The organism is Brucella daejeonensis, from assembly GCF_014199265.1.
Classification (GTDB): domain Bacteria; phylum Pseudomonadota; class Alphaproteobacteria; order Rhizobiales; family Rhizobiaceae; genus Brucella; species Brucella daejeonensis.
In genome coordinates this window covers 1-6,524 of sequence record NZ_JACIJG010000041.1, presented here as the reverse complement: position 1 = coordinate 6,524, position 6,524 = coordinate 1, and the positions used below count along the sequence as shown (strand labels likewise).

The window sequence follows — 6,524 nt, the reverse complement described above, 5'->3', positions numbered from 1 at the left end:
CTTCGGGCTTATGCTTCTTCTGGGGCATTCCAACGTCCTCTCCAACGGCTCAATAGCCTACTTCAGGGAGGACCACTTTTCAGGGGGCAGGCCAGGGTGCTGGCGGCGCTTTGGTCAATGCGCCTGCATCCGCTTTGATCTGTGGCTTAATTCCGCGTAGGTGCGTCATGATACGGCAACGCCTTGAAGTTCAAGGCCGTCGCGCCTGCCAATTTCTGAAACATCTTTCAGGTTGTAGGCGGTGCCGTTGTAACTAATACGGTCATCGGTCGTGATATCGGAGCGGTATCGGATACGAAAAACAGTTTTCTGGCTCTCTGCTTCGCCGTAGCCAGTGAAAAACTCGCTTGTACTCTGCTTCACAATCTCAGCCCAAACGGTCGTAACGGCTTGCCAGCTTTCCACTATGCTACCGGTTGGGGTCTTGGTTTTCGTCTTGCGCTCAATCGTAACTCTGCGGTCGAGATTCCCAATATGCATGGTTATTCCCTCCACATGACAACTGCATTGATCGACAAAACACCATGGCAAAGGGTGCGCTCCGGGTCAGGGTCGCGCATCCAACGGATAAGCGGCTTTTCCCATTCAACAACGGTCAAGCCTTCGGCGGGTGGCGCATCATAGAGGGCGTTGCAGGCGGCAAAGCTGATCTTCCAAGCCGTATCTATGCCGTCATCGACTGCCCAAATATGCACATCGATCAAGATACGGGCGCTCTTTTGATTGCCGGACGCATAGCCGAGATTTTGGGTCATCGTCGGGCTTACGATGATACATGGCAACTCATCCGGGCGGGTGCTGCCGCTGCGGATATTCATCGGGTCAACCAGTTCGGCAACATCTGCGGAATCGACTAGGGCGGCGTTAATGGCCGCTTGTAAAGCAAGTGAAGGCTCAATCATTTTTAATATCCGTTCCGGTCTGTGTGCCTTTCCACGCGTCCTTAGTTGCGGCGCGTCCTGCCCGGTCAATGCGACCTTGCAGGCGCTTACGGGTCAGGCGAAGGGCTGGCCAAAAGAAAGGTTGTGCTTCGGCGGATTTGGTGCCGTATTCGACAAGGTGCGCGTAGCGAACGTCCGAGTTTCCGGCAGTGATAATCACCTCATTCTCGCCAGCCATGCGCGAGCCGCCGGGTTGCGAATATGGCGGCGTCGTCTCGCCCGGAAGTGTCACGGTGATACTGTCGATCAGCGCGCCAGTGTCGCGGCTGGTCTCAGCGAACCGGCGCTGTGTCGCTGCCAGTTCGTTTGCGGACGCGATAAGCGCCTTCACTACTTTTGGCGGTACGTCTTTCTTGAGCCGATCAATAGCGGCGTTGAAAGACTTCATGCCGTTGTCCTGCTTCGCCATGGTCAAGAATCCTCTTGTCCAAGGCTGTAATCACGGTGATTTCTCAGGATCGACATAACGCCGAGCGGAAGGGTAGCGGCGGAAAGATCAATCGTTACAGCCTCGCGGCTTCTATACCAGTGCCCGGCGAGCATCATAATTGCTTGCTTAAGCGAAGCCGGTGCCGGGTCTGGAATAGGCTGGCCGGTGAAGTCAGTAATCCATTCTTCGGCTGCTTCGAGATAATGCGTGATTAGCTCATCATCGACGTTGTGGTCATCGATCTTTAATTGCGCTTTCATCAATGTAAGTGGCACAACTGCCATTTTATAAATTCCTTAAATTACCAATTGAAAAAGTTATTTTGGGTATCTCTTGTAAAGTGCTCCCCGCGCCGGTCCCCAATACAACGTGAAAATGTGCTATACCCCCATGTACTACCTGCGTTGCAGTTGAGAGGGGCTACATGAAAGTCACTAATATGCTTCAGGCAATTTACGGGCACGCTATACAACGCGAAGGGGAACGTTATGAGAAATGGATTTCCATCTCGCATAAACTTGGCGCAATTGCTGGGGGAGTTTCTGTTGTCACATTGCAACGCAATGCGCGCCTCGATTTGATGCTTCGAACGCTCGAAAATGAAAGGCTTGAACGAATAGCAAATGTGGCCTCTGAGGAGCCAATATACTCTCTTGATTTGCAAATGGCCTTGTCTGAGAATTGGGTTATGTCTGCATACGAGGTCGCTCGTGCAGCAAAAGATCCTATTAAAATTAGTGGCGAAAACTCTGATCGATTGCTTAAGCTTGAGTATCGGCTTGCTCTTGTTCGCATCCCGATGGTTAAAGGCGTTATCAAAGGAATGGATTTTAGTAAGAATAAAAAGAATCCTCCAATGATGCAAAAGGTCGGGGACGATAAGACGGAGCTTTATGAGAATGACGGCAACTATATTATGCCAACAAGTCTCTGCAAAGAAACTGGCGCAGTCGTTTGGATGCCTGTAGATATAAATCAGCGAAGCACGATTGCCGTTTGTCGTCGTGATCTGTCTGACGAAATGCTCGCAATATTCGACTAGGTTCACTGGCTGCGCTCCTGCTTCTGCTTCACGCTGTCGTGGCAAGGCTGGCAAAGCGTTTGCCAATTGCCACGCCACCAAAAGAGTTCTTTGTTTCCACGGTGCGGCTGTATGTGATCCACTACGGAAGCTGGCTTGCCGCATCCGGGCATGACGCAATAAGGATGCATAGCGAGGTATTCAGCGCGGGCTTTACGCCACACATGATTATAGCCTCGCTGTGCTGCGGTAGGCCTGTTGCGGTCGTGCTTGGCTTTGCGTTCTTGCTGCTGCTTACGCTGGCAGGCGCAAAGCTCGCCATGAGGCACAACGTTATTGCAGGCGCATATGCGAGGAATGCCCGTCATATCGCTGCTCTCAGGTCATCAAGGGCGGCGCGATCTAGCTTCGGATCGTGCTTGCCGCTGTTGATAAGAGTGTCGAGGGCTTCTTTTGTGACCGGGGTGAGGTTTTGCTTTTCGTCGGTCGTGCCGAATACGGATTTCAGAATGTCGGCAACAAATTCGGCCCTGCCACGATATGCCAGGGTGATTTCTGTCGGGGTGCTTTTCCATGTCTGCTTAGGGGTCCAGCCTAGAACGCCGGTTCCGATCTGGAATAGGCGAAGATAATAACCTTCTGGCGTCTGTGCGGGCTGATCTGTGTCAGGCTGTGGCGTGTCCGGCGCGCCAGACAGGGCCGGAACATCTACAATCGAGCGATAGATAAAGGCGACGAAATAAGGCTGCAAAGCTGCAATCTGCTTTGCGCCGTGGGTCGCGATCCCGTGCAAGAATCTGGCGTGGTTTTTCCTGCCACTGGCGATCAGGACGATTTTCGCCAATGTGCCTACCTTTCCACTCTGGATATCGGAAAGGACGGCTGCTAGATCGCCAAATTCTTGCACAAGATGCAAAGCGGCGCGCAATGAAGGCTTGAGAGCCTTCACGCTGTTCAACGCATGGTTTTTTGCGCGCCGCTTGTTCATGGTTAGGCTGCGATTTTCAGCTTGGTCAAAGCTTCGCCAAGCACAACGCGACCGCCTACGCGGCGACGTGCACGGAGCTTAATAATACCGTTATCAGCGCCGGTCAGTTCATCGCGGATCGTGGTGAAACCCACTCGATCAGCAATCGTATAACCAGACTCGAAGTCACCAAAAATAATCGGCGTAGCTTCGGCGGCGACGTTCGGCATGTCTACGGCTTCGAGGACCGGGCGGCCAAGCAGGGTGGGCGGTACGTCTGCGGCAATCGAAGGCTGCCAAAGATAAGAGCCGTCCGTATCCTTGAGCTTGCGAACAACTGCCATGGTGGCGCGGTTCATAAGCCAAGAGCCGCGCTGCGAATAGCCGGTCTTGATGTTGTAATACACGTCAATCAGGGCGTCGGCGTCGATCTGTGCAACTTCAAGGGCTGCAATCTCTGCCGAGGTCAGAACGCCTTCGGCTTGTGTGGTACCGTTGCCGTTGATAAACCAAGCGGCTTCCTTCTGACCAAAACGGCGGGCGATATGGCCGGACAGGTAGGACTCAAGGTCAATCTGTGTATCTTCGAGAAGAATGCGTGTGACCGGAACCGTGATAGCCATTTCGAACGGCTTGAGGTCGATCTGCTCAAAGGACGGTTCATCCTCAGCGGCTGCGGCGGTTTCGGCGCGTGGTGCCGGGTCAACTTCATCGACAAGGCGCGGAAGCTGCAAAAGTGGACCGCTCATGCTGATAGCGGAAGCAAGCTGGCGCACCGGGGAATATTCTGCCAGCTTTTCAATGATCGAGGTCGAAACTTGTTCAGGTGCCAGAACGCCGCCGGTCGTGGTGCCGTAAGCAAGCGCCTTTTCTTCAATGCGACCGCTGCGGATATAATCAGTGAAAGCCTTGCGCTCAAGATTGTCGCCATTGTCATTCATGGCGCGTGGCTGGTTGTTGTTCGAAGGCTGCGGGCGGTTCGCCTTGGCTTCCAGCTTGTCCAGACGCGCTTTCATGGCGTCAAAGGACTTCTGGTCAATAACCGGATCGGCCTTGGCTTCGGGCACGATTTCAATAGCTTCGTTTTCCATAGAGAAATTATCCTTTTGAGTATGGAATGCCGCTCCATCGACGGCGCTTTTAACTTCAATAATTCCCGCGTTCGGATGGATCGGACGGCGGCAAAGGCTGATTTCTGCGACGGTAATATCTGTCAGGACGCGACCGCCTTCGGGCCGAGCCTTGAAACCGTTATTCTGGAAGCCGATTGAAAGGCCGGACATGCTGCGGGCCTTTAAATGCAGGCGCGCTGCGCGGGCTGGCTCCGAGCCTTCAACAAACAAGCGGCCTTTCACTTCAAGCCCCTTGTCTGTGACAGCATAGGATTTCCAGACGCCGACAACTTGACCGCCGTCATGTTCAACCAACATCGGAATTTCTGGCGCGAATTTGAACGCGGTCGGCTCTATCAGGTCGCCAATGCTATCAGGCTTGCCAAACGGCCATGCGATCCCGGTAACGGTTCCAGCGTCATCAATGGAAACATCTGCTTTGATCTCGATTTTTTCCATTACGCGGCCTCTTGCTGGTCATCATCACCGGACACGGTTTCGCCGCTCCAAAGCAATTCCAAAACATCAAGCGCAATCGGCAGGGTCTGCATAACCGGACGTGTCTTGACATAAGCGTCAACAAGATCGAACGCCTCGCGATCTGGGGTGCCGCCGCCGATCAAGCTGAGCCGGATAATCGTTAGAAGGTCTTTGAAGTGGAATTGAGCGCTCATGACGCGGCCATACAGAACGCCAATGGCCGAGCCGGTCAGCTTTTCCAGTTCTTCGATATGCTCTGGTACGATTTTCAGCGACCGCTCGCTATCGCCAATGAAAGCGGTAATCATCGGCGCAAACTCCGCTCAAGATTGGCATATGAAGTTGCAAACAGCTTGCGCTTTTCCTCGCGGTAGGCTTTCGCCTCGCTGCGATCTGCTTTGAGAATGTCGGCGGTCTGTGCCGCTTTAAGCGGGCTGGCCGTCTGTGTCTGGTCGTTCACTCGGATCATCCTTATTGTCGGGGATGGTCTTCGGACCGGAAACGGAAGTGTAAGGGTTCGCCAATTCATCACCGCCGGGAAGCGGCGGCATGTTCATGGCGGCTCTGGCTTCGTTTGGCGTCATAATGCGCGATGCAACCAGCTTGCCGAAACTATCGGTGCGGGTCGCGGTATCGGCGCGCTGTAGGTCATCGATGACAAATTCAAACGAATATTCGTCCTGTTCATCTTCGGACAGTAGGACGGTTGCATAAGCGTCCTGCCAGCGATCCAGCCAAGGCCGGAGACACAGTTGCAGGAATGAGCGGGCCATTTCCTCGCTATTGCTCCAAGTGGCGCGGGATAGCTCAAACAGCATATGGGGCGGGACGCCGAAAATCCGGGCAATGTCCGCAATCTGGAACGTGCGATTTTCAAGGAATTGCGCGTCTGTCGAGGTGAGCGCCATCTGGTTATAGCCCCAGCCGTCATCGAGAATGAGCGGAACCTTGAAGCCATCGCTCTGCGCGGCCTGAAAACGGCTCTTAAGTGTTTTCAGGCTCTGCTCACCTACTGCGGGATCAGACGGAATAGCTTTGTCACGAGAGAGGACGGCAGGCGGGCGGGCGCCGCCTTTAAAGAGATTAGCGCCGTGTTGTTCCAGAACAGCGGATAAGCCGATTGCTTCCTTGCCGAGCGAAACCGGCGATCTGCTACCAAAGGGCCGAATGTCCAGAATTTCGGTGTGTGGATAATCAACGGTGCCGCCTGCTTCCGTTACGCGATAGATCGGCGGAAGGTCGGCAAGGCTATCCTCATAGATGGAAACAGTGCCGGGTTTCAGGCGGATAAGCTCAAGCGGCCTGCCATCGGATGCACGGACGACTTTTGCAAAACCGCCACCATGAATCAATGCATCACGTGTCAGGTCGGCGCGAAGCTGACCGGCGCTTGTCCAGCCATTGGCGCGGTTATGAACGATCCGGTGTGCCGTATGTTCTTTGGCCTGCGTCTTACCTTGCTCAAGGTCGCGATAGAGGTAACCGCCCGATTGTTACCGTGGGGAATATGTCTTGACACGTTCGACGACTTCCTGGTCGTCGACAAAGCATTCGAGGAATTCTTGCCATTTTT

Annotated in this window: 12 protein-coding genes; 2 read left to right on the top strand and 10 right to left on the bottom strand. The window is 53.9% G+C overall.

Annotated features, from left to right (window positions below; translation table 11 throughout):
- Positions 1 to 165: 165 nt before the first annotated feature.
- From FHS76_RS22230 to FHS76_RS22215, 4 genes are read right to left on the bottom strand one after another with little or no spacing between them, the layout of a single operon-like run.
- Positions 166 to 480 carry a phage head closure protein gene (locus FHS76_RS22230; protein ID WP_183658471.1) on the bottom strand — a complete coding sequence of 105 codons (315 nt, stop codon included), beginning with the start codon at positions 478 to 480 and terminating at the stop codon, positions 166 to 168.
- A 2-nt stretch (positions 481 to 482) separates the two neighbouring features.
- Positions 483 to 902, bottom strand: coding sequence for a DUF3168 domain-containing protein (locus FHS76_RS22225; RefSeq protein ID WP_183658468.1), 420 nt, complete (start codon positions 900 to 902; stop codon positions 483 to 485).
- Positions 895 to 1,350 carry an HK97-gp10 family putative phage morphogenesis protein gene (locus FHS76_RS22220; RefSeq protein WP_235992868.1) on the bottom strand — a complete coding sequence of 152 codons (456 nt, stop codon included), beginning with the start codon at positions 1,348 to 1,350 and terminating at the stop codon, positions 895 to 897. Before FHS76_RS22220 ends, FHS76_RS22225 begins: the two co-directional genes overlap by 8 nt.
- A 2-nt stretch (positions 1,351 to 1,352) precedes the next feature.
- The gene (locus tag FHS76_RS22215) at positions 1,353 to 1,655 is read right to left on the bottom strand and encodes a head-tail connector protein (protein ID WP_183658465.1); all 303 of its coding nucleotides are present in this window, start codon (positions 1,653 to 1,655) and stop codon (positions 1,353 to 1,355) included.
- Positions 1,656 to 1,795: 140 nt separating this feature from the next.
- On the opposite strand from FHS76_RS22215, the gene FHS76_RS22210 reads away from it, so the two are divergent.
- A complete protein-coding gene (locus tag FHS76_RS22210) occupies positions 1,796 to 2,413 on the top strand; it encodes a hypothetical protein (protein ID WP_183658462.1) in 618 nt (205 codons plus the stop codon).
- 2 nt (positions 2,414 to 2,415) lie between these two features.
- On the opposite strand, the gene FHS76_RS22835 is transcribed toward FHS76_RS22210, so the two are convergent.
- The 6 genes from FHS76_RS22835 to FHS76_RS22180 all read right to left on the bottom strand — a co-directional run bounded on the left by FHS76_RS22835 (position 2,416) and on the right by FHS76_RS22180 (position 6,372).
- A complete protein-coding gene (locus FHS76_RS22835) occupies positions 2,416 to 2,565 on the bottom strand; it encodes an HNH endonuclease (protein WP_328700565.1) in 150 nt (49 codons plus the stop codon).
- Positions 2,566 to 2,756: 191 nt separating this feature from the next.
- On the bottom strand, positions 2,757 to 3,380 hold the full coding sequence (locus FHS76_RS22200) for a hypothetical protein (protein WP_183658457.1): 624 nt from the start codon (positions 3,378 to 3,380) through the stop codon (positions 2,757 to 2,759).
- Positions 3,381 to 3,382: 2 nt separating this feature from the next.
- A complete protein-coding gene (locus tag FHS76_RS22195) occupies positions 3,383 to 4,930 on the bottom strand; it encodes a phage major capsid protein (protein WP_183658455.1) in 1,548 nt (515 codons plus the stop codon).
- Positions 4,930 to 5,259, bottom strand: coding sequence for a gene transfer agent family protein (locus FHS76_RS22190; protein ID WP_183658454.1), 330 nt, complete (start codon positions 5,257 to 5,259; stop codon positions 4,930 to 4,932). The genes FHS76_RS22195 and FHS76_RS22190 overlap by 1 nt, the downstream gene beginning before the upstream one ends.
- The gene (locus FHS76_RS22185; protein WP_181152042.1) at positions 5,256 to 5,411 is read right to left on the bottom strand and encodes a hypothetical protein; all 156 of its coding nucleotides are present in this window, start codon (positions 5,409 to 5,411) and stop codon (positions 5,256 to 5,258) included. Before FHS76_RS22185 ends, FHS76_RS22190 begins: the two co-directional genes overlap by 4 nt.
- Entirely contained in the window at positions 5,377 to 6,372 is a 996-nt protein-coding gene (locus FHS76_RS22180; RefSeq protein ID WP_328700564.1) for a phage portal protein, read from the bottom strand. The genes FHS76_RS22185 and FHS76_RS22180 overlap by 35 nt, the downstream gene beginning before the upstream one ends.
- Here FHS76_RS22180 and FHS76_RS22490 point away from each other — a divergent pair.
- Positions 6,295 to 6,524: hypothetical protein (locus FHS76_RS22490; RefSeq protein ID WP_210306208.1), on the top strand; the 230-nt coding region annotated here is incomplete at its 3' end. The genes FHS76_RS22180 and FHS76_RS22490 overlap by 78 nt on opposite strands.